The 19511-nt window shown below is 66.4% G+C and carries 17 protein-coding genes; 8 read left to right on the forward strand and 9 right to left on the reverse strand.

What is annotated here, in order from left to right; translation table 11 throughout:
- Positions 1–33: 33 nt before the first annotated feature.
- Both ASE69_RS07340 and ASE69_RS07345 read right to left on the reverse strand, forming a co-directional pair.
- On the reverse strand, positions 34–3255 hold the full coding sequence (locus ASE69_RS07340; RefSeq protein ID WP_056484794.1) for an efflux RND transporter permease subunit: 3222 nt from the start codon (positions 3253–3255) through the stop codon (positions 34–36).
- A 4-nt stretch (positions 3256–3259) separates the two neighbouring features.
- The gene (locus ASE69_RS07345) at positions 3260–4450 is read right to left on the reverse strand and encodes an efflux RND transporter periplasmic adaptor subunit (protein WP_056485271.1); all 1191 of its coding nucleotides are present in this window, start codon (positions 4448–4450) and stop codon (positions 3260–3262) included.
- Between the two features lie 228 nt (positions 4451–4678).
- Between ASE69_RS07345 and ASE69_RS07350 the strand changes: the two genes are divergently transcribed.
- Entirely contained in the window at positions 4679–5413 is a 735-nt protein-coding gene (locus tag ASE69_RS07350) for an SIMPL domain-containing protein (protein ID WP_056484795.1), read from the forward strand.
- 213 nt (positions 5414–5626) lie between these two features.
- On the opposite strand, the gene ASE69_RS07355 is transcribed toward ASE69_RS07350, so the two are convergent.
- The 3 genes from ASE69_RS07355 to ASE69_RS07365 all read right to left on the reverse strand — a co-directional run bounded on the left by ASE69_RS07355 (position 5627) and on the right by ASE69_RS07365 (position 6608).
- Positions 5627–5884, reverse strand: coding sequence for a GlsB/YeaQ/YmgE family stress response membrane protein (locus tag ASE69_RS07355; protein WP_056484797.1), 258 nt, complete (start codon positions 5882–5884; stop codon positions 5627–5629).
- Positions 5885–5977: 93 nt separating this feature from the next.
- Positions 5978–6277, reverse strand: coding sequence for a DUF1153 domain-containing protein (locus tag ASE69_RS07360; protein WP_056061087.1), 300 nt, complete (start codon positions 6275–6277; stop codon positions 5978–5980).
- Positions 6278–6380: 103 nt separating this feature from the next.
- The gene (locus ASE69_RS07365; protein WP_056061089.1) at positions 6381–6608 is read right to left on the reverse strand and encodes a hypothetical protein; all 228 of its coding nucleotides are present in this window, start codon (positions 6606–6608) and stop codon (positions 6381–6383) included.
- Positions 6609–6803: 195 nt separating this feature from the next.
- Between ASE69_RS07365 and mnmA the strand changes: the two genes are divergently transcribed.
- Both mnmA and ASE69_RS07375 read left to right on the forward strand, forming a co-directional pair.
- The gene (mnmA, locus tag ASE69_RS07370) at positions 6804–7925 is read left to right on the forward strand and encodes a tRNA 2-thiouridine(34) synthase MnmA (RefSeq protein WP_056484799.1); all 1122 of its coding nucleotides are present in this window, start codon (positions 6804–6806) and stop codon (positions 7923–7925) included.
- 14 nt (positions 7926–7939) lie between these two features.
- Positions 7940–8188, forward strand: a complete 249-nt coding sequence (locus tag ASE69_RS07375; RefSeq protein WP_056484800.1) for a UvrB/UvrC motif-containing protein — start codon at positions 7940–7942, stop codon at positions 8186–8188.
- A 180-nt stretch (positions 8189–8368) separates the two neighbouring features.
- On the opposite strand, the gene ASE69_RS07380 is transcribed toward ASE69_RS07375, so the two are convergent.
- Genes ASE69_RS07380 through pdxH form a run of 3 tightly spaced genes read right to left on the reverse strand, consistent with a single transcriptional unit; the run spans position 8369 to position 10722 of the window.
- Complete coding sequence (locus ASE69_RS07380; protein WP_056484802.1) at positions 8369–9160, reverse strand: PhzF family phenazine biosynthesis protein; 792 nt, start codon at positions 9158–9160, stop codon at positions 8369–8371.
- Between the two features lie 39 nt (positions 9161–9199).
- Positions 9200–10147: a cation diffusion facilitator family transporter gene (locus ASE69_RS07385; RefSeq protein ID WP_056484804.1), complete on the reverse strand. Its 948-nt coding sequence runs from the start codon at positions 10145–10147 to the stop codon at positions 9200–9202.
- Entirely contained in the window at positions 10144–10722 is a 579-nt protein-coding gene (pdxH, locus tag ASE69_RS07390) for a pyridoxamine 5'-phosphate oxidase (RefSeq protein ID WP_056484806.1), read from the reverse strand. The genes ASE69_RS07385 and pdxH overlap by 4 nt, the downstream gene beginning before the upstream one ends.
- 110 nt (positions 10723–10832) lie before the next feature.
- On the opposite strand from pdxH, the gene ASE69_RS07395 reads away from it, so the two are divergent.
- From ASE69_RS07395 to ASE69_RS07410, 4 genes are all read left to right on the forward strand, one after another.
- Entirely contained in the window at positions 10833–11714 is an 882-nt protein-coding gene (locus ASE69_RS07395; protein WP_056484808.1) for a Ku protein, read from the forward strand.
- 192 nt (positions 11715–11906) lie between these two features.
- A complete protein-coding gene (gene ligD, locus ASE69_RS07400; protein ID WP_056484810.1) occupies positions 11907–14438 on the forward strand; it encodes a DNA ligase D in 2532 nt (843 codons plus the stop codon).
- A 364-nt stretch (positions 14439–14802) separates the two neighbouring features.
- A complete protein-coding gene (locus ASE69_RS07405) occupies positions 14803–17253 on the forward strand; it encodes a circularly permuted type 2 ATP-grasp protein (protein WP_056485273.1) in 2451 nt (816 codons plus the stop codon).
- Between the two features lie 44 nt (positions 17254–17297).
- Positions 17298–18200, forward strand: coding sequence for a transglutaminase family protein (locus ASE69_RS07410; RefSeq protein WP_056484812.1), 903 nt, complete (start codon positions 17298–17300; stop codon positions 18198–18200).
- Positions 18201–18317: 117 nt separating this feature from the next.
- Here ASE69_RS07410 and ASE69_RS21965 read toward each other — a convergent pair whose 3' ends face one another.
- Positions 18318–18464 (reverse strand): hypothetical protein, encoded by a 147-nt coding sequence (locus ASE69_RS21965; protein WP_156362223.1) that lies wholly within the window; start codon positions 18462–18464, stop codon positions 18318–18320.
- 94 nt (positions 18465–18558) lie between these two features.
- On the opposite strand from ASE69_RS21965, the gene ASE69_RS07415 reads away from it, so the two are divergent.
- A complete protein-coding gene (locus ASE69_RS07415; RefSeq protein WP_082452966.1) occupies positions 18559–19500 on the forward strand; it encodes a DnaJ C-terminal domain-containing protein in 942 nt (313 codons plus the stop codon).
- The last annotated feature ends 11 nt before the right edge of the window (positions 19501–19511 follow it).

The following is a 19511-nucleotide window of genomic DNA, read 5'->3' on the forward strand; positions in this document are numbered from 1 at the left end:
CCGGCGTCGCTCAACACGAGGGGTGCGATGGCGTCACTCGGCTGGCTGTGTGCCATCGCCGAGCTTGGGGGTTGCCGGTCCGAGCCGTGGACCCGACGGTCCGGCGAGCCCGATCACTTCGCTGCCGTCGTCGCCGGGGCGATAGGTGAGCAGGCTGCGGCCGAGGCGTGGGCCGATATACCGCTCGATCCCGACTGCGAGGCTGAACGCCGCGGGGACGATCAACAGCGTCAGGATGGTCGACAGGACGAGCCCGCCGATCACGACGATGCCCATCGGCGCGCGCCACGATCCGTCGCCGCCGAGCGACAGCGCGGTCGGGATCATGCCCGCGACCATCGCCACCGTGGTCATCACGATCGGCTGCGCGCGCTTGTGGCCGGCATCGACCACTGCGGTCCAGACGTCGACGCCCTTGCCCATCTCCTCCAGCGCGAAGTCGATTAGCAGGATCGAGTTCTTCGCGACGATGCCGAGCAGCATCAGGATACCGATGAACACCGGCATCGACACCGGGTTGCCCGTCGCCCACAACGCGATCAACCCGCCCAGCGGCGCCAGCAACAGCGAGCCCATGTTGACGAACGGCGGCAGCGCGCGGCGATACAACAGCACCAGCACCGCAAACACCAGGAACGTCCCCGCGATCACCGCCAGGATGAAGTTGTTGATCATCTCCGCCTGGAACTTCGACTGTCCGAGCACGAGTTTGTTCACGCCAGTCGGCAGGTTCGCCATCGTCGGCAGCGCATCGATCTGCTTCTGCGCTACGCCCGAGACGATACCGGGCGCGAGATCGGCGCCGATCGTCAGCTGACGCTGTTGATTGACGCGGTCGATCTTGGTCGGGCCGGAGCCGAGCGTGATCTCCGCCACCAGGTTCAGCGGCACCGAACCACCCGAGGCGGTCGAGACCGGCAGGTTCTGGATCGTCGACAGCTCGCTACGCGCGCCCTGATCGAGCGCAACGCGGATCGGGATCTGGCGATCGGACAGCGAGAACCGCGCCGAGTTCTGGTCGATGTCGCCGAGCGTCGCGATCCGGATCGCCGACGACAATGCCTGCGTCGTCACGCCGAGATTGGCGGCAAGATCGAAGCGCGGCTTGATGACGATTTCCGGGCGCTGCATGTTGCCGGCGACGCGCGGCGCGACCAGCGTCGGCAGGCGCGACATCTCGGTCACGATCTTTTGCGCGGTCGCATCGAGCAGCTTGGGATCGTCGCCACCCAGCGTCACGCTCATGTCGCGCGTGCTGCCGCCCCAGCCATTCTGCGAGCGGAACGAGACGCGCGCATCGGGGATCGCCGCGAGCTGGGGCGCGAGGCTGCGCTCGAACTCCGTGCTCTTCATTTTCCGATCGTCCTTGAGCGTCGCGGTGACGCGGCCGGCATTGACCGAACCGTTGGCACCGCTGCGCGCATAGACCGACTGCACGTCCGGCTGCGATCCGATCAGCGCCGCGACCTTGGTCACCACCGCTTCGGTCTGCGCCAGCGTCGTGCCCGGCACCATGTCGATGACCGCCATCGACGTGTCGTTGTCTTGCGCCGGCTGGAACGTCATCGGCAGGACCGCGAACATCACGATCGTCATTAGGAACGCGAACACGCCGAGCCCGAGCACCCAGAAGCGGTGATCGCGGAAGCGGCTGGTCAAGCGGTGGAACCCGCCACGGGCGGCCGAGGCCTTCGCCTTGCCGGTCTCCAGCGTCCATTTCAGCGTCGCCATATAGCCATCCATCAGGACGCCCTCGCCGTGCACGGCGGGGCCGGCGGACTTGAGGAAATACGCGGCGAGCATCGGCGTGACGAGGCGTGCGACCGCGAGGCTCATCAACACCGAGGCGACGACCGTCAGGCCGAAATTCTTGAAGAACTGCCCCGAGATACCCGGCATCAGGCCGACCGGCAGGAACACCGCGACGATCGCCATCGTCGTCGCCAGCACGGCGAGACCGATCTCGTCGGCGGCGTCGATCGAGGCCTGATAGGCGGACTTGCCCATCCGCATGTGGCGGACGATGTTCTCGATCTCGACGATCGCGTCGTCGACCAGCACGCCCGCGACGAGACTGAGCGCGAGCAACGTCATCTGGTTCAGGTTGAAGCCGAGCAGGTCCATGAACCAGAAGGCCGGGATCGCCGACAGCGGGATCGCCAGCGACGAGATTACCGTCGCACGCCAGTCGCGCAGGAACAGGAACACCACGATCACCGCAAGCACCGCGCCCTCGATCATCGCGTGGATCGCGCTCTCATACTGCATCTCGGTGTATTTGACGCTGTTCGAGCGCAGCACGAAATGCACGTTCGGGTTGCGCTTTTCCATCGCCGCGAGCTTCTTCACCGCCTCGTTGAAGACGGTGACGTCGGACGATCCCTTGGATCGCTGGAAATCGAAGCTGATCGTCTGGCGGCCGTCGATCGCGGCACGGCTACGCTGTTCGGCGTAGAGATCGCGGACCTGCGCGATGTCGGCCAATCGTACCGTACGGCCGTTGCCGACGCTAATCTGAGTCTGCGCGAGTGCGACCGCGTCCTTCGCGTTGCCGAGCACGCGGACCGACTGTTCGGACCCGGCGATCTCGGCGCGGCCGCCCGCCGCGTTCAGATTGACCTGGCGGAGCTGGGCGTTGACCTGGCTAGCGGTGAGCCCCTGGCTTTGCAGCTTGAGCGGGTCGAGGATGATGCGGATCTCGCGACTGACGCCGCCGTTGCGGTTGACCGCGGCCATGCCCGGGACCGACAGCAATTCCTTCGCGACGTTGTTGTCGATGTACCAGCTGAGCTGTTCGACCGTCATGTCCTTGGCGATCACGGAATAGCTGGCGAGATCGTTGTCGGTGGTGTTCGCGCGAAACACCTGCGGCTCGAGGATACCCTCGGGCAGGTCGCTGCGGATCTGGGCGATCGCGTCGCGGACGTCGGTGACGGCGCGGTCGATCGGCGTGCCGATGCTAAGCTGGACGACGGTCTGCGACTGGCCCTCGGTCACGGTCGAGGTGATCTCGTCGATGCCCTGGAGCGACCGGACTGCGGCCTCGACGCGCTGCGTGACCTGCGTCTCGAGTTCGGTCGGCGCAGCACCCGGCTGGTTGATGACGACGATCGCGATCGGGAAATCGATGTCCGGATCGTTGTTCACGTCCATCCGCATGAAGCTGACGATACCCGCCAGCGTCAGCGCGATGAACAGCACGATCGGCGGCACCGGGTTGCGGATCGCCCAGGCCGAGATGTTGCGAAAGTTCATGAGCTCAGCTCGCTTTCTTCGTGACCGGCTTCACCTTCTGCCCGGGCGCCAGGAACCCGCCTGCAGACAACACTACTCGCTCGGTCCCGTCGAGTCCGCTGAGGATCGTCACGCCCGCATCGGAAACCTGACCGATCTTGATATCGCGGCGGACGGCCTTGTTATCGGCGCCGATGATATAGACGAAGCTGCCCTTCTCGTCGCTCTGCAGCGCCGAATCGGGAAGCAGCGGCGCTTGGGTCGCACCGCCAACGATCGTCGCCGCGGCGAAACCACCCGGCCGCAGCGCGGGGTCATAGGCGACAGCGATTCGCGCGATGCCCTGGCGGCTCTGCGGGTCGATGACCGGCGAAACCTGCCACACCTGGCCCGGGAAGCCCTGAGTCGTGCCGACCGGAACGACGGTCGCGCGGGCGCCCGCATGGAGCCCGGCAAGATCCGCTTCGCTCAACTGTGCGCGCATTTCCATCTGGCCGTCCGCGGCCATGCGGAACAGCACGCCGGTACCCGCGCCGACGACCTGACCCGATTCGACGCCGCGCGTCAGCACGAGGCCGGCGGCGGGCGCACGGATATCGAGGCGACCGTTGCGCGCGCGCGCCTCGCCGAGCGTGGCCTGCGCCACCTTCACGCGCGCGGCGGCGGCGTCGCGCGTCGCGGCCTTGCGCTGGAGATCGGCCTTCGAGATGAAGCCGCGATCGACGAGCTGCTTGGCGCGATCGAGTTCGGCCTGCGCGATCGTTTCGTCGGAACGGGCGACGCTCACCGAGGCGGCGAGCGAGGCGGCGGTCTCGGTCTGCACCGAGCGATCGACCGTCGCCAGCACCTGGCCCGCCGCGACCCACTGGCCCGGCTCAACCAGCACGCGCGTGATCATCCCGCCCTCACCCGCGACGCCGACCGGCATCTCGCGACGCGCGGCGATCGTGCCGGTTGCAGAAATCGTGCGGTCAACGGTCTTGCGCCCCGGCACCATGACCGAGACGGTCGGCACCTGTTCGACGACCGGACCGGCGGCGGCGTCCTTCTTGCCGCCCTTGAACGCGAAGACGGCGCCGATGATCGCCAGCACGACGACGACCGCGATGATGATGTTGCGGCGGCGGTGCGACGGTGCGGTATAATCGGGGAGCACGAGCTGGTCTTCGGTCTCGCCACCGTCAATCTGCCCGACGGTCTTCGTCTCGTAGTTCATGCGCGTCACAATCCCAATTTCGACCGGTCTTGTCTCGACCCGCTTCGCCATTCGCAAGCTGTATTATCTGAATAAGTCACCGTGCTCAAGCCCCTCGACGAGCGCAGGATGCAGACATGCTTCGATTTCGATCTATTCGCAATGCGGTTCGCAGAGTTTGCCCGCCGTTCAGCTTGCGTTGAGCCGTTCCGGGCGACACGCACGGACAGTTCAACGGGAGACACCATTATGAAGACCGCATCGTTCCTGACCATCTTGGCGAGCGCCATCGCGATTCTTCCCGCCGCCGCCAGTGCCCAGGCCGCACCGACCACGGTCGAGCCGATGGTGCCCGCCGCCGGGACCGTGCTGGACGTGACCACCGAGGGTCGCACGACACGCGTTCCCGATCTCGCGACGATTCGCGCCGGTGTGGTGTCGCAGTCCCCGACCGCCGCAGCCGCGCTCACCGACAATGCGCAGCGGATGGCCAAGGTGCTGGACGCGCTCAAGCGGGCGGGCGTCGCGCCGCGCGACGTGGCCACCTCGAACGTCCAGCTGTCGCCGCAATATCGCTACGCCGACAACCAGCCGCCGGTGATCACCGGGTATCAGGCGACCAACACCGTCTCGATCCGCTTCCGCGACGTCGCCAAGTCTGGGATGATCCTCGACGCGCTGGTGGCGCAAGGCGCGAACCAGATCGACGGGCCGAACCTGACGATCGACAAGCCCGACGCGGCGCTGGACGAGGCACGGACCGACGCGATCGCGCAGGCCAAGCGCCGCGCGGATCTGTATGCCAAGGCGGCGGGGCTGCGCGTGTCGCGGATCGTCTCGATCGCGGAATCGGGCCAGGATACGGGTGGTCCGGCACAACCGATGTTCATGGCGCGCGCGGCGATGGCCAAGGACAGCACGCAGATCGCACCCGGCGAGAAGGACGTGACGGTCACGCTGTCGGTGCGCTTCCTGCTGAACTGATCCTCTCTACTGCTCCCTCCCTGGCAGGAAGGGGCCGGGGGTGGGTAGGCTCGCTCATGCCGCGACCGTTTCGACACAGGGAACCCGACCCACCCCCAACCCCTCCCTTTCAGGGAGGGGAGACCGTCGGAATTCACTAACACGGCCGCGCACGAAAAAAGGGCCGCCCGGTTGCCCGGACGGCCCTTTTACTTCGCGTGACGATGCGAACTCTTAGCGGACGCTACCGCGACGCACGAGGTTCACGATCGCGAGCAGGACGATGGCGCCCAGCAGCGACACGATGAACGAGGTCAGCGTGAGCGGTGCGTTGTTGATCGAGCCACCCGACAGGATCAGGCCACCGATGAACGCGCCGACGATGCCGACGATGATGTTCAGGAAGATGCCCTGCTGCGCGTCGGTGCGCATGATCATGCTAGCGATCCAGCCGATGACGCCGCCGATGATCAGCCAAAGAATGAGACCCATGATATTTTCCCTCCGTTGAACCCGTATCCGGGCGATGGCGGAAAGACGTGCGAACGGCGTTTTTTGTTCCGCTCGCGTTTTGAGTTTTGCCGCTCAATACTTTTGTTGGCGCTCGTACAACGACTTATAGTGCTGGATTCGCGTCACGCGCAGTCCGGGCATGCCCGACCGATCGATCGCCCGCTGCCACCCGGCGAACTCCTCGACCGTCAGGCCGTAGCGCGCGCAGACATCGTCGACGCTCAACAGTCCGCCATTCACCGCGGCGACCACTTCGGCCTTGCGCCGCACGACCCAGCGCGTGGTGCTGGGCGGCGGCAGACTGTCGAGCGTCAGCTGCTCGCCCAAGGGCCCGATGACCTTGCCGGGACGGATTTTCTGGTTCTCGATCATTTGAAACCTCTGATCGGGGCGGGGGGCCCCCTCTCGATACGCACACACGACCTGTAATCGCAGGTCTTGAAGATCGGCTGAAACGCCGCGGTAAACAGCATCTTCATTCCTCCTTCCAACGGGTCAACGCCGCGGCCATCGGCCCGTTGAACGCACCGTGGAGCGGCGCAAACAACTTCGGATCGATCGTGGCGCGAGCAAATCCCGCCTGCACCGCCGCTGTCGGGCTCGCTGCCTGTCGGGCGGCGATACCGACGATCAGGACGGCCAGGTCACCCGGAAGAACGGTGACCTCTGCGTCGCGATCGAAACGGGGAAAACTCAGGTCCAACGGGATACTCGCTTCATTCTCGGAAGCCCCTGTCTAGGCCAAGGGGATGAAGACTGCGTAAAACACCCGCCACGCAGTGGCCGATTTGTTGCATCGCGACGTTCGCCGGTCGCATTTTTCACTCGCTTCGGCCTGATCGAGGTTAATCGACGCATCTTTTTGCAACGCGGTGCCTCCGCGCTTATGTAGCGCCGCATGGATCAGACCGATTTTCAGCTCGGGGCCAGCGCCGATACGGGCATGGCCGGAAAGCGCATCGTCGTGGCGATGTCGGGCGGCGTCGACAGCTCGGTCGTCGCCGCGCTCGCGCACGCCACCGGCGCCGAAACGATCGGCGTGACGCTCCAGCTCTACGATCACGGCGAGGCGGTCGGCCGCGCAGGCTCGTGCTGCGCGGGCCGCGATATCCGCGACGCCCGCGCGGTCTGCGATCGGCTGGGGATCGCGCATTACGTGTTCGATCACGAAACCAGCTTCCGCGAGCAGGTCGTCGACAAGTTCGCCGACGAGTATCTCGCCGGTCGCACGCCGATCCCGTGCGTCCAGTGCAACATGGGGCCAAAGTTCACCGACCTGCTGAAGCTTGCGCGCGATCTCGGCGCGGATTGCCTGGCGACCGGCCATTATGTCCGCCGGGTCGAAGGCGCGCACGGTGCCGAACTCCACCGCGGCGCCGATCCCGCCCGCGACCAGAGCTATTTCCTGTTCGCGACCACGCAGGCGCAGCTCGATTACCTGCGCTTTCCGCTCGGCGGCCTACCCAAGGCGCGCGTCCGCGAGATCGCGGCGGAACTCGGGCTCGGCGTTGCAGCCAAACCTGACAGCCAGGACATCTGCTTCGTCCCGGACGGCGACTACGCGGGCCTGGTCAAGAAACTACGCCCCGAGGCGGCGGAAACGGCGGGCGACATCGTCGACCTCGGCGGCACGAAACTCGGCGAGCATCGCGGGCTGATCCACTTCACCGTCGGCCAGCGCCGCGGGCTGGAGATCGGGGGCAGTCCCGAGCCGCTCTACGTCGTGCGAGTCGAGCCTGAGACCAAGCGGGTCGTCGTCGGCCCCCGTCGCGCGCTCGCGGTCGAGGCGGCGCGGATGACCGACATCAACTGGCTGGGTGGCGATTTCACCGGGCCGCTGACGGCCAAGGTGCGATCGATGGCCAAGCCCGTCCCCGCCCGCCTGGTCGGCGACCGCGTGGTGTTCGATGCGCCGGAATACGGCGTCGCACCGGGTCAGGCGGCGGTGCTGTATGCGGGCGAGCGCGTCCTCGGCGGCGGCTGGATCGCGGAGACCGAAGCGGCACTCGTCGCCGCCTGACGCGTTGAGGCGGCATGGATATCGAAGATCTACGCCGCCAGATGGAAGCCGCCGCCGCGGCGATGGACTTCGAAACCGCGGGCAAGTTGCGCGATCAGATCAGCGTGTTGCGCGGCGGCGGCGAGAGTACCGACACATCCGGCCTTACTCGCCAGCAGCCCGGCGCGATGGGTCTCGGCACCAGCCAGCAACGCATGACCCCGCCGCCGGGTTGGGTGAAACCGAAAAAGCCCGATCCGATGACCAAGGGGCGCAAGCGGTAGCTCTTCTTCGCCCCCCTCCCTGAAAGGGAGGGGTTGGGGGTGGGTAGGCCGGCTTGAGTCACGCGCGTTCCGAGAACGCGGAAGCCGACCCACCCCCGGCCCCTCCCTTCCAGGGAGGGGGGAAGCAACAGGAAGATCACCACGATGATCCCCCCGGGGGCATTGTCAGCCGCGCCTAAATCATGGCAGCAGGAAGGTGCCTTCGATCGTCGTCACGCACGATCCGCCCAACACCACCCGGCCGCCTTCAAGGCGACACGTCAGCTTCCCGCCACGCGCGCTCGCTTGGTACGCGGTGAAGCTGTTCCCCGAGGTCGGCGCCCAATACGGCACCATCACCGCATGCGCCGAGCCCGTCACCGGATCCTCATTGATCGCGTAATACGGCGTGAACACGCGGCTGACGATATCGGTCGCCTCGCCCTGAGCCGCGACGATCGCGACGATCGGGAACTTCGCCAACGCCGCGAAGTCCGGCTTCAACTCGCGCACCACGGCCTCGTCCTCGACGATCACGAGCGCATAGCCCTTCTCGTGCCACAGCGTCTCGACGGGCGCCTCGATGTTCAGAGCCGCGACGATCTCCGGGATCGCCTTCGGGCTCGGTCCCCATGCGGGCAGTTCCAGCGTGTATCCGCTATCCGCCCGAGCAACCTCGAGCATACCCGCCTGCCGCGTCCGGAACCGCACCCGATCGAGCACGGTATCCGACGACAGCACGAAATGCCCGCTCGCGAGCGTCGCGTGCCCGCACAGCGCAACCTCCGCACCCGGCGTAAACCAGCGCAGATCGAAATCGACGCCGTCGTCATCCGATGCGACGATAAACGCGGTCTCGCTCAGGTTGTTCTCCTGCGCGATATTCAGCAGCACGGCGTCGTCGAGCCACGCCGACAGCGGCATCACCGCCGCCTGATTGCCGCCGAACGGCGTGTCGGAAAACGCATCGATCTGCGCGAACGGTATTCTCATGCCTAAATCCTCAAACACGTTTGCCGAATCTCGATCGGACTATACCCGCTTACCAAACCAATGCGGCGTCACGTCCGCCTCGACCAGCGGATTGTCGGTATCGACATGCCCCTCCGGATCAAGATGGATCAGCACCTCGACCTTGGGGAACGCGGTGCGCAGGTTGCGCTCGACGGCCTCGACGATGTCGTGCGCGTGTTCCACGGTCAGGTCGCGCGCGACCTCCATGTGGAACTGCGCGAAATCGTGGCTGCCAGATCGACGCGTGCGGAAATCGTGGATGCCGCGGATGCCGGGCTGGCGTGCGGCGACGTCGAGGAATTGCGCCCGAAAATCCTCGGGCCATTCCTTGTCCATCAGCTGGTCGATCGCATTCGACGATGCCTGGAACGCGCCCCAGGCGAGCCACAGCGCGATGACGATGCCAAAGATCGGATCCGCGCCGCTCCACCCGACATATTGATCGAGCACCAGCGCGACGATCACGGAGCCGTTGAGCAGCACGTCGGACTGGTAATGGACGTTGTCTGCCAGGATCGCGACCGAGCCCGTCTGGCGGATGATCTTGCGCTGATAGGCGAGCAGGAACACCGTCGCGGCGATCGCGATCACCGACACGCCGATGCCGAACTCGGCGCCGGTGGTCGGCTGCGGATCGCCGAATGCGAGGATAGCGCGCCACGCGATGCCGACCGCCGACGCGGTGATCAGCATGACCTGGAACAGCGCTGCCAGCGCCTCCGCCTTGCCGTGGCCGAAGCGGTGATCGTGATCCGCCGGCGTCGCCGCCAGCCGCACGCCGTACAGCGTGACCAGCGACGCGAGCAGGTCGAGCGCGGTATCGGCAAGCGACCCAAGCATCGCCACCGAGCCCGTCGACCACGCCGCAAATCCCTTCAGCAGCAGCAGAAAACACGCCATCGCGACGCTGGCGAGCGCCGCGCGGGTTGCCAGGGGTATGACCTTGCGCCGTTCGTCCTGCGTCACGGGAACAACAGCCCCTCGCTCCAATTGCCGTCCTCGCGAACGAACAGCCGCCGTTCGTGGAGCCGGTGCGCACGGTCCTGCCAGAACTCGATCCGCGTCGGCGTGACGCGGTAGCCGCCCCAATGCGGCGGCCTCGGCACGTCCTGTCCATCGAACTTCGCGGTCATCTCGGCAAAGCGCTGCTCGAAAGTCTCGCGGCTATCGAGCGGTCGCGACTGCTCCGAAGCCCAGGCGCCAAGCTGCGAATCACGACCACGCGAGGCGAAATAGGCGTCCGACTCTTCGTCGCTGGCCCACGATACCGGCCCCTCGATCCGGATCTGACGGCGCAGCGACTTCCAGTGGAACAGCAGCGCACCCTGCGGATTGGCGGCGAGCTCGCCCGCCTTGCGGCTTTCGCGGTTGGTGTAGATCACGAAGCCATCGGGGCCGTGACCCTTCAACAGCACCATGCGCACCGAAGGCCGGCCTGCGGCATCGGCGGTCGCGAGCGCAACCGCGTTCGGGTCGTTCGGCTCGGACTGCTTAGCTTCGGCGTACCAGCTATCGAACAGCGTGAAGGGATCGTCTGACATGCCGCGCGCCTTAGCGGGATTTGGCGCGGAACGAAACTTGGGAACGACTCTACCGTGCCGATGATTGACCCAGGTAATCGAATCGTTTCCGCAACGAAGGAACACGCAGGGTGGCAGCGCGCGCATATTGGCAGGGGCAGATCCGGCTGGCTTTGGTCTCGATCCCGGTCGAGATCTATTCCGCGACGAAATCCGGCGCCGCGGTGTCGTTCAAGCAGATCCACGAGCCGTCGGGCCAGCCGATCCACTACGACAAGGTCGTCACCGGCGTTGGCCCGGTCGACGCCGACGAGATCATGAAGGGGTATGAGGTCTCGAAGGGCGAATACGTGCTGCTGGAGCAGGACGAGATCGACGCGGTGAAGCTCGAATCGAAGAAGACGCTGGAACTGACGCAGTTCGTCGATGCGAGCGAGATCGACGTGCTCTATTACGAGAAGCCGTATTTCGTGGTGCCCGCGGATGATCTCGCGGAGGAGGCGTTCATCGTTCTGCGCGAGGCGTTGAAGCGGACGAAGAAGGTCGGGCTCGGCCAGCTGGCGATGCGCGGCCGCGAATATGTCGTCAGCCTGAAGCCGTGTGGGCGCGGGATGGTACTGGAGACGCTGCGCTACGCCGACGAAGTCCACAAGGCGCAGGGCTATTTCCGCGAGATTCCCGACGACAAACCGTCGGAGGAACTGCTCGAACTCGCCGAGGCGCTGATCGAGAAGCGCAGCGCCGACTTCCACCCGCAGGAATTCCACGATCGCTATGTCGACGCGCTGAAGGATTTGATCGAGCGCAAGCGCAAGTCGAACGGGAAGAAGATCATCGAGGACAAGGATACCGGCGGGAAGACCGGGTCGAACGTGGTCGATCTGATGGCGGCGTTGAAGAAGTCGATGGAGAAGAGTGGGGGCGCGGCAGAGAAGGCGCCGGCGAAGAAGGCCCCCGCCAAGCGCGCGCCGGCTAAGACGGCGGTCAAAGCGCCAGCCAAAAAACGTGCGTAACGCTTCTCCTTGTTTCCCCGCGAAGGCGGGGACCCAGACTGGGCTCCCGCCTTCGCGGGAGAACAAACTTCTTCAAGCGACCAAACCCTCCCCCGTCATCCCAGCGAAAGCTGGGATCTCCCGGTTGCAGCCCACCCCCTCGCCGCGCGAGGTCCCGGCTTTCGCCGGGATGACGAAGACGGGACGCTCTTGATGGCCACGCCCCCAGATCCCCTCGCGCTCTACAATGCCAAGCGGAACTTCACCAAGACCGCCGAACCCGCGGGCACGCTGGCCCCCGGCAACGGCAACAGCTTCATGGTCCAGAAGCACGACGCGACCCGCCTCCACTGGGATTTCCGCCTCGAAATCGACGGCGTCCTGAAAAGCTGGGCGGTCACCCGCGGCCCCAGCCTCGACCCCAACGAAAAACGCCTCGCCGTCCGCACCGAGGACCACCCGCTCAGCTACGCCACGTTCGAAGGCACGATCCCCGCCGGCGAATATGGCGGCGGCACGGTGATGCTGTGGGACCGCGGCACCTGGTCGCCGATCAAGGGCAAGTCCGCCAAGGATCTCGACAAGGGACACCTCCACTTCGTCCTCGATGGCGAACGGATGAAAGGCGAATGGCTGCTCATCCGCCTGAAGCCCCGCGCGAAAGAGAAGCGCGAGAACTGGCTACTGCGGAAGATCGACGACGCCGCGGCCGGCGGCACCGACACGCTGGTCGAAGAAGCGCTAACCAGTGTCTCCACCGGCCGCACGATGATCGAAATCGAGGAGGGCAAATCCTCCCCGGCACGGGGAGGGGGACCAGCGAAGCTGGTGGAGGGGGCGGCCCGCAAGAGTACCGCCAGCCGTAAAGGTGTCGCCAGCGGCAAGCCCCCCTCCACCCCCGCGAAAAGTCGCGGCGGTCCCCCTCCCCGTGCCGGGGAGGATTTTCAGGACCTGCAACTCTGCACCCTCGTCGACGCCGTCCCGACCGGCTCCGCCTGGCTCCACGAGGTAAAATACGACGGCTACCGCGCGCTGATCTCCGTCGCCAACGGCAAGGCCAAGGTGTTCACCCGCACCGGCCTCGACTGGACCGACAAGTTCGCCGCGATCGCCGATGCCGCCGCCAAACTCCCCGTAAAATCCGCGCTGATCGACGGCGAGATCGTCGCCTTCAAGGACGGCCACCCCGATTTCTCGACGCTGAAGGACGCGATCTCCACTAGCGGCGACATGACATTGTTCGCGTTCGACCTGCTCGCACTCGACGGCGAAGACCTGACCGGCCTGTCCAACCTCGACCGCAAGGCGCGCCTCCAGCCGCTGATCCCCGAGGACGAAGACCGCCTCCGCTACTCCGACCACGTGATCGGCGCGGGCGAGCAACTGTTCAAGACGATGTGCCGCGAGGGCCTCGAAGGCATCGTCTCGAAACGCGCCGACGCGCCCTATGCGGGCAAGCGGACCAAGGCGTGGCTCAAGGTCAAATGCACGCACCGCCAGGAATTCGTGATCGTCGGCTGGCTGCCCTCGACCAAGAAACGCGGCTTCAAGTCGCTGTTGCTCGGCGTCCGCGAGGGCAAGGGCTATCGGTATGCAGGTAAGGTCGGCACTGGGTTCGACCAGGCGCTGATGGACGAGATCCGCGACAAACTGGACGCACTCGATCGCAAGACACCGACGGTCGAGGCGCCCAAGGCGGCGGTCCGCGGCGCGAAATGGGTCACGCCGAAACTCGTCGCGGAGGTCGCGTTTGCCGAAGTCACGCCCGACGGGGTGCTCCGCCATTCGAGCTTCATCGGCCTGCGCGAGGACAAGGCGGCAAAGGACGTCGTGGCCGAGACGCCCGCCCCGCTGCCCGATGTGGAGGAAGCCGCGGCGCCCGCGACCAGCATAAAGGTCAGCAGCCGCGACCGCGTGATCTTCGACAAGTCGGACGTCACGAAGGGCGATCTCGCGGATTATTACGTCGCGGTCTCGGGGATCATGCTGCCGGTCGCGGGCAACCGCCCGATCAGCCTCGTGCGGTGTCCTCAAGGTCGATCGCGCGCGTGCTTCTTCCAGAAACACGATGCCGGGAGCTTCGGCGACGCTGTCCACAAAGTGCCGATCCGCGAGAAGGACGGCTCGACCGAGGACTATCTGTACGTCGACGATGCCCACGGGCTGGTCGCGTGCGTGCAGATGGGGACTATCGAGTTCCACGGCTGGGGCTCGTCGAACGCGACCTTGGAGAAGCCGGACCGGCTGATATTCGATCTCGACCCGGACGAGGGGCTCGACTTCGGCGACACCAAGAAGGCTGCCGAGCATTTGAAGAACCAGTTGGCGGAACTGGGGCTGGTCAGCTTCCCGATGCTGTCGGGAGGCAAGGGCGTGCACGTGGTGGTGCCGCTGACCCCGGAGGCGGAATGGCCGGCGGTGAAGGACTTTGCGGATCGGTTCGCTAGGGCGATGGCGGGGGCTGATCCCGAGCGGTTCGTTGCGACCATGGCCAAGGCCAAGCGCAAGGGGCGGATCTTCATCGACTGGCTGCGCAACCAGCGCGGCGCGACCGCGGTGATGCCGTATTCGGCACGGGCTCGGGCGGGGGCGCCGGTGGCGGCGCCGGTATCGTGGACCGAATTGCGGGATATCGAGACTGCGGCGAGATGGGGAGTGCGGGATGGGGCTGAGTTGATCGAGAGGGCCGGGTCGCGGGCGCTGGAAGGCTGGGGTGTCGCGGATCAGGTGTTGCCGGATTTTTGAGCTGCCCCCTCCACTAGCACCACGCCGGCAAAGGCCGGGGCCCAGTTGGTGAACGCTGCCTTCGGAGGGCAGCGCTCCGTTACGACCACCTTTCCAACTGGGCCCCGGCCTTCGCCGGGGTGGCGGCATTGGGAGGCGACAACTCATCCCCTTACTGTTCCCTCGCGAACGCGGGGGTCCAGGGTAACTGCACGCAGCGCTTGGAATTCCTGGCCCCCCGCATTCGCAAGGGAACAGGAGTAACGCGCGGCCTTCGCGACAATTTATGTTGCACCGCCGCGTTGAAAGGTGAAACACCGCCGCCTGTATTCGGGGGCTTGAGGCATTGGACACGGCGACGCACACCGCGCCCCTTTTCGACGCGATGATCCATGCCGAGCGCTGGATCGCCGACTATTGCGCGCGCACCACCGGCGCCGACGTGCTCTGCCCAGCCGATGACGGGAGCGCAGACCCCGCCTGGGCGGCGATGTTCGCCGAGCTGGCGATGGTCGCCTCGGACGACCTCGGCCACATTCGCGAACGCGTCCAGCGGCATGCGGTCGACATCGGCACCGGCTTCCGCATCGCCGACGAGCCCGACGAGCGTCCCTGGCCCGTCTCGCCCGTCCCGCTGCTGATCGAGGCCGGCGAATGGGCGGGGATCGAGCGAGGCGTGATCCAGCGCGCGACGCTGATGGAGACGGTGATCGCCGACCTCTATGGCGCAGGAAAGCTGGTCGCCAACGGCCACATCCCCGCCGCGCTCGTCACCGGCAGCCCGTTCTTCCTGCGGCCGATGGTCGGGCTCGACCCGCCCGGCGGCCGCCATCTCGATTTCATCGCGATCGATCTCGGGCGCGGGCCGACCGGTGAATGGCGCGTGCTCGCCGATCATTTGCGTGCCCCCGCCGGCGCTGGCTATGCGCTGGAGAACCGCATCGCCGTCAGCCGCACGCTCGGCGGGCTGCAGGATCGGCTCAACGTCCAGCGGCACGCGCCGTTCTTTGCAGCCTTCCGCGCCGGGATCGCGGCAATGTGCAAGCGGACCGACCCGCGGATCGGCCTGCTCACCCCCGGCCGCTTCAACCCGAGCTATCCCGAGCAAGCACACCTCGCGCGGTATCTGGGGCTGCTGCTGGTCGAGGGTGCCGATCTCGCCGCGCTCGAGGACAAGGTCTATGTCCGCACGATCGGTGGGCTCAAGCGGATCGATGCGCTGTGGCGGCGGCTCGACCCGCGGCTGCTCGATCCGCTGGCGTTCGACACGCATTCGCAGATCGGCGTACCCGGGCTGATCGACGCGTACGCGGCCGGCAACGTCGTGCTGTCGAACGCGCCGGGCTCGGCCGTGCTGGAGGCGCCGGCGTTCTCGGCGTTCCTCCCGCAGCTTGCGAAGTCGCTGCTAGGGGAAGATCTGCTGCTCCCCAACATCGCGACGTGGTGGTGTGGGCAGGATAGCGCGCGCTCGCAGGTCGAGGCGAATTTCGATCGTTTGCTGATCGGTCCGGCGTTCCACTCGCGTCCGCTTGGCATGACCGGTGCACCGACCGCAGGCGCCGACATCACCGGCGAAGACAGGACGCGTCTGCTCGCCGACATGGCGAATCGGCCGCAGGATTATGTCGGGCAGGAACTGGTCCAGCTCTCGACGATGCCGGTCGTGGTCGGCGATGCGCTCGTCCCCCGCCCCTTCACGCTGCGCGTCTTTGCGGCGCGTAACGGCGATGGCGAATGGACCGTCCTCCCCGGCGGTTTCGCGCGGATCGGCGAGCATCCCGACGTGCGAGCGGCCGTCATGGGCGAAGGCATCTGGTCCGCCGACGTCTGCATCTATGGTGCCGAGCCGGTCGCGCCGGTGTCGTTGCTGACTGCCGCGGACTCGCTCCAGGTGCGGCGCAATCCGGGGACCTTGCCGAGCCGGGTGGCGGACAATTTCTACTGGCTCGGGCGCTATCTGGAGCGCGGCGAGGCGCTGCTCGGCGCGATCCGGGTGATGCTGGGCAATTCGATCGACGTCGACGGCGGCGCCGTGTTGTCCCCTACCACGGTCGGCAAGCTGGTAGGGCTGATCGTCGGAGCGGGCAGCGCGCCGCACCCGCCATCGCTGCGCCGCGCCGACCTGACCGCGCTCGCCCGCACCGCGATGGAGGACGAACGCTGGCAGTCGATCCTGACGCTCAACCGCCACGCACGCGAGATCGGCGAAGGCTCGCGCGATCGGTTGTCGGCGGACATGGTGCGGCTGCTCGAGGCCCCCTTCCCGACGCATCGCGGAATGCTGGAGCGTGCCGGCTCGCTGCAGCGGCGCTACGCTGCGATCGCGGGGCTGTCGGCGGAGCATATGGGACGGACGGCGGCGTGGCGCTTTCACGATCTCGGGCGACGGATCGAGCGGGCGATGGCGATGGCGCGCGCGATCCGGTTGTTCGGGATGCCGGGCGCGTCGCCGGACGATCTGTCGGTGCTGCTCGACTTGGCCGATAGCCAGATCAGTTATCGGCAGCGCTATCCGACGGGGATCGCGCGCGTGCCGGTGATGGATTTGGTGGCGCTCGATCCGGGCAATCCTCGGTCGTTGGCGTTTTCGGCGGAGCGGATCGCGGCACGGTTGGCGGAGCTGCCGGTGCTGAGCGACGACGAGATGGCGGAGCCGCAACAGGCGCAAGCGACCGGGCTGCAGGCGATAGTGATGACGGCGACGGCCGTGGAGCTGGATGCGGAGACGCTGGGGGATATCGAGCGGCGTCTCGGCGCGGTGTCTGATGCGCTGGCGCGGCGGTATTTTTTGCAGGGTGCGGAGCCGTTGCGGACTAGCGGGCTGACTTTGGCGTGAGGGGCATGACCGTGCAAATCCTCCCCGKKMCGGGGAGGATTTTCATGATCTACGACATTCGCCACGTCACGACGTTCGATTACGGCGCGAGCGTCAAGTTCGCGCGCTGCAACCTCCGCCTAAAACCGATCGACTGGCCGGGGCAGCATCTGGATAGCTATGCGCTGTCGGTGCATCCGGCCGGGCGTACCAGCGCGGCGCGGGCGGAGGCGGGGCTGGCCAACGTGACGCGATTGGTCGTCGACAGCCCAGTTCGCCACCTAACGATCGAGAGTCAGTCGCGGATGACGGTCGACCGACTCGTGCCCGTCCCCGACGCGAGCGATCCGACGCTCGCCGAGATCGCGGCGATGGCACGCGCCAGCACCGATCTCTCCGCGGCTAGCCCGGCGAATTATATCTACCCCTCGCCGCTGATCCCACTCGACCAGGCGATCGCCGACTATTGCGCGGTGGATCTCGACCCTTCGCGCGGCGCGCTGGAGGCCGGGATCGCGCTCGCGCGGCGGATCCAGGTGGAGTTCGAATTCGATGCCGACGCGACGCTCGTCGATACGACGCCGCACGAGGCGTTCCTCCAGCGCAAGGGCGTTTGCCAGGATTTCGCACAGATCATGATCACGGGGCTACGCGCGGCGGGGCTGCCGGCGGCGTATGCGTCGGGGTACATCCGGACGATCCCGCCCGAGGGTCAGCCGCGGCTGGTCGGGGCGGATGCGACGCATGCGTGGGTGCTGCTGTGGTGCGGGCCGGTGCGCGGCTGGGTCGGGGTCGATCCGACCAATGGGATCTGGATGGCGAGCGATCACATCGTGATGGCGGTCGGGCGGGATTACGCCGAGATCGCGCCGGTCGACGGGGTCGTGCTCGGGTCCGGGGCGCAGAATATGGACGTCAGTGTCGACGTTGCGCCGTTGGATGAAACGGAGCCTCCGATCACTGGGTAGCACGGACCACCTTCGTCATCCCCGCGGAGGCGGGGACCCATATAGGCAAACGGTCGTGCTTATCTCGCAGGCCTGCCAATATGGGTTCCCGCCTGAGCGGGAATGACGGAACGCGCCTTACTTCTCTTCGTCGTGCGGGTTCGGATACGAGCCGCCGCCGCTTTCGCCGCCCTTGTCCTTGGCCGGCGCGTCGTTGACGCCGTCCTTCTCCTTCGCGCCATCGTCATTCTTCGGCACGCCCTGCATCGGTTGCTTATCAGTCATGATCGTTCCTCTTGTGCAACCAAACACCCCGCGCGCAATTGCGTTGCGCGGGCGATCCCCCCACATAGACACGCAAGGTATAATGGGGACGTAAGTGGCCGATCCGTACAAGACTCTGGGTGTAGCGCGCGACGCGACCGAAGCCGACATCAAGAAGGCGTACCGCAAGCTTGCGAAGGAGCTTCATCCCGATCGCAACAAGGACAACCCGAAGGCGTCGGAGCGGTTCAGCACGGTCACCAACGCGTACGACCTGCTGAACGACAAGGACAAGCGCGCGCGGTTCGATCGCGGCGAGATCGACGGCGACGGCAATCCCGCGTCGCCGTTCGGGTTCGGCGGCGGTGGCGGCGGGCGACCGCAGCCCGGCAGCGGCTTCCGCAGCGAGGGCTATGAGACCGGCGCCGGTGGGGCCGACATGAGCGACATCTTCGAAGGGCTGTTCGGCGGCGCGCAGCGTGGCGGCGGCGGCGGCGGGTTCTCCGGCGGCTTCGGTCGGCGCCCGCAGCCCAAGGGCGAGAATGCCGCGTATCGCCTGCAAGTCCCGTTCGTCGAGGCCGCGACGCTGGAGCCGCAACGCGTCACGCTCGCAGATGGCAAGACGCTCGACCTCAAGCTCCCCGCCGGGGTCGAGACCGGCACGCAGATGAAGCTGGCCGGCAAGGGCGAGCAGGGTCCGGGCGGCGCGGGCGATGCGATCCTGACGATCGAGGTCCAGCCGCACAAGTTCTTCACGCGTGACGGCGACGATGTCCGCCTCGACCTGCCGATCACGCTCGCCGAAGCTGTCCTGGGCGGTTCGGTCAAGGCGCCGACGGTCGACAAGCCGGTGATGCTGACGATCCCCAAGGGCACGACATCGGGCAAGACGCTGCGCCTCAAGGGCAAGGGTTTCCACAAGAAGGGCGGCACGCGGGGCGACCAGTTGGTCACGCTGATGATCGACATTCCTGTCAGCGATGCAGCGCTGACCGCGTTCATCGAAAGCTGGGACGGTCGCGAAGCCGGGAACCCGCGGGGGGCCATGGGCGTCTGAACCCGTTGTGA

Origin of the sequence: Sphingomonas sp. Leaf208 (assembly GCF_001421415.1) — a bacterium.
Lineage (GTDB): Bacteria > Pseudomonadota > Alphaproteobacteria > Sphingomonadales > Sphingomonadaceae > Sphingomonas.

Excerpts from the sequence above, each read along its gene's own strand:
- ASE69_RS07340 (WP_056484794.1), bottom strand. The coding sequence starts at position 3,255 with ATGAACTTTCGCAACATCTCGGCCTGGGCGATCCGCAACCCGGTGCCG.
- ASE69_RS07345 (WP_056485271.1), bottom strand. The coding sequence starts at position 4,450 with ATGAACTACGAGACGAAGACCGTCGGGCAGATTGACGGTGGCGAGACC.
- ASE69_RS07350 (WP_056484795.1), top strand. The coding sequence starts at position 4,679 with ATGAAGACCGCATCGTTCCTGACCATCTTGGCGAGCGCCATCGCGATT.
- ASE69_RS07355 (WP_056484797.1), bottom strand. The coding sequence starts at position 5,884 with ATGGGTCTCATTCTTTGGCTGATCATCGGCGGCGTCATCGGCTGGATC.
- ASE69_RS07405 (WP_056485273.1), top strand. The coding sequence starts at position 14,803 with ATGATCCATGCCGAGCGCTGGATCGCCGACTATTGCGCGCGCACCACC.
- ASE69_RS07360 (WP_056061087.1), bottom strand. The coding sequence starts at position 6,277 with ATGATCGAGAACCAGAAAATCCGTCCCGGCAAGGTCATCGGGCCCTTG.
- ASE69_RS21965 (WP_156362223.1), bottom strand. The coding sequence starts at position 18,464 with ATGACTGATAAGCAACCGATGCAGGGCGTGCCGAAGAATGACGATGGC.
- mnmA (WP_056484799.1), top strand. The coding sequence starts at position 6,804 with ATGGATCAGACCGATTTTCAGCTCGGGGCCAGCGCCGATACGGGCATG.
- ligD (WP_056484810.1), top strand. The coding sequence starts at position 11,907 with ATGGCCACGCCCCCAGATCCCCTCGCGCTCTACAATGCCAAGCGGAAC.
- pdxH (WP_056484806.1), bottom strand. The coding sequence starts at position 10,722 with ATGTCAGACGATCCCTTCACGCTGTTCGATAGCTGGTACGCCGAAGCT.
- ASE69_RS07375 (WP_056484800.1), top strand. The coding sequence starts at position 7,940 with ATGGATATCGAAGATCTACGCCGCCAGATGGAAGCCGCCGCCGCGGCG.
- ASE69_RS07380 (WP_056484802.1), bottom strand. The coding sequence starts at position 9,160 with ATGAGAATACCGTTCGCGCAGATCGATGCGTTTTCCGACACGCCGTTC.
- ASE69_RS07410 (WP_056484812.1), top strand. The coding sequence starts at position 17,298 with ATGATCTACGACATTCGCCACGTCACGACGTTCGATTACGGCGCGAGC.